This is a genomic window from Bacteroidota bacterium (assembly GCA_034723125.1).
Classification (GTDB): domain Bacteria; phylum Bacteroidota; class Bacteroidia; order CAILMK01; family JAAYUY01; genus JAYEOP01.
This window is the reverse complement of record JAYEOP010000374.1, coordinates 1-2568: the sequence shown is the minus strand read 5'-3', so window position 1 is coordinate 2568 and position 2568 is coordinate 1. Positions and strand designations below refer to the sequence as shown.

Below are 2568 nucleotides of genomic sequence, written 5' to 3'. Positions count from 1 at the left end.
TTAAGCTTAATCTTTGTTACTTTTATTTCCATTTTTATAACAACAATTTCTTTTGCTCAAATATCTTTGAACAAAGAAGAAGGAAATAAAACAAAAAACACTGAATTAAAAAATAACATTAAAACAGTTGAATTAAAAACGACAATAAAACCCAATTTCAAACAAGCATATTCAAATGAAACAGACTATGTTTTTTCAAAAACCCTTGTTTCTCAAACAGGAAATGCAATACTTTTTCCCGGTGAATATTCAGCTTTTGAGATTAATCCATCTACACAAAATATTAAATTTATAAAACCCGATTATGGTTTTGACAGTGATTGTAATCAAGCAATAGAGCGTTCTCCTGATTGGTTAAGAGATGATCTTATTCGCCAGTTCAGAAAATTAACAAAATATTATTTAGATGATGATTATGCCTCTTTAATAAACAATGCTGATGATAATATAGTTGATGAAGTGGCTTTTCAGGTGGCTTTTCTGTCTTATGAATCACTTAAAGATTCTCGTTTCCGACAACAAAAAGAAATGCTTGTTGAAAATGCACAATTCATTTACGATATTGTTGATTCACTAAAATATGTAAGACTAAAGGAATACGGAAGTTTTTCAACAGGAGATTATTATACAACAACAGAGTATAGAATTGTGATAAATCCGGGAGATACTGTTTGGAAAGAAATTCCAAAAGACATTTATTACTGGTATGTTGTTCATCCAAAATTACATGATGAGGGAGTTTATCAAAAGAGTAACAATTCAAGTACACAACAAAAAACTTATGGTTATTTCTGGCGAAATTATATTTGGAATAATCCTAATAAAAATTACGATTACACATTCGTTAATAAAACAGGACCTCAGGGTACTATCAATACAATTCAAAGATTTGGAGAAATCATTCAAAAACCTGAAGTGCTTTGGGAAAGAAATGAAACTTATTATATTTTCAATCGTCAATATAAAAATTCGGATAATGCATTGAATGTAATTGGAAACTGGGCATCAAGGGCTATTCCTGTTGATGCTGTGTTACCACGAACAGTTCAGCCAAACCAAGCTCTTTTTGAAAACAATGGTAATTGTGGTGAAGACACCTATTTGCTAAGTGCTACTTCACGAACTGCATTAGTACCTTTTCTTTACACAGGCTCATCAGGAGAAGACCACGTTTGGGGAATGATTTGGGATGAAGATTGGTATCATTACGAATTTTTTAGAGGAGGTCTTGAAAAAAGCGGTTGGGGATTTACTTCTACCTTAAAAGGAGGAACATACGAAAGTAGCGGTTGGACAATGTCGATAGTGGAAGGATACAGACCAGATGGAGCTTCATTTGTTCAAACAAATTATTACACGGATATTTCAACTCTTAAAATAAATGTTGTTGATAAAAACGGATTACCAATTGATGGAGCAAAAGTTATGTTTTGGTGCAAGCCCGGTCCTTATTACAATCCAGGATGGCAAAAAAGTGCATTTCAATGGACAAATCATCTTGGAAGTGTAGAGATTGAAATTGGAGATAAAAAAGAATACGGAATACAAGTTTATCATCATAATTACGGAACAATTCCAAGCACAACCACTCTCTATCCTGTGATTTCGCCCAAAGCAATGAAAGATAAAAAATATGAAGAAACTGCTACTTTTGATAATGCCGAGATGCCTTTATTAAAAATTTCAGATAATTATTATCTTCCTAAAAGCAGTGATATTGGAATAAGCATTAATTTTAATGCAGAAGAAATTTTAGTAGGAACCAATAATAGAGATGTGCAAAACAGTCAATTTGCTTACAAACTTGAGGATAAAGGTGCTGTTTCATTTTTCCTTTGTGATGAAAATAATTATGATAAATTTATTAATGGTGAAAACTTTGAATCTTTTCAATACAAAAAACACATTGTTAGTGGAAAGATGGTTTTACCACTTCCGAATAATGACAAATGGTATTTTGTTTTTTCAAATCAGGAAGCAACAACAAATTATGAATACCTTGAAGCAAGTTGTGAGCTTGTAAGCAATCCGACAAAGTTGAGTACACAAGATATACTGTCTTCATCATTTAAAGTTTATCCAAATCCTGCTAACAAAACCATTTTTATTGAAAGTGAAATTGCTATCCGTAAAGCTTGCATACTTGACATTACCGGCAAAAAAGTAATTGAAAAAACATTTTCGCAAAATAAAAACACAATTCAAATAGAAAAATTAGAATCCGGATTTTATTTTGTTCAAGTATTTGATGAAAATAATAATTGTATAAGAACAGATAGAATATTAAAAATTGGGAGTGATAAGTAAATTTTTATTTGTTTAATTTTAGGTTCTTTTTTTTATATTCGTGTAATATAAACTGCCACAGATTCACAGATTAAAAGAAATTTACTAGAATAAATTTTTATACAAACTACCAAAGGTAGTTTAAAATCTGTGAATCTGTGGCAGTTATTCTTTTCCGGTTTATCCGGGTTAGGAAACTTCTACTCTAAAAGATTATATTTTCCTAAAATTTCATCCATATTTCCACATTCAATTTCATTAAAAAGAGCAGGATTTATTTTG

Annotated in this window: 1 protein-coding gene; it reads left to right on the top strand. The window is 30.6% G+C overall.

Going from position 1 to position 2568, the window contains the following annotated elements; all coding sequences use genetic code 11:
* The coding region (locus U9R42_10015; protein ID MEA3496356.1) for a T9SS type A sorting domain-containing protein at nucleotides 1-2307 on the top strand (2307 nt) is incomplete at its 5' end.
* Between the last annotated feature and the right edge of the window lie 261 nt (nucleotides 2308-2568).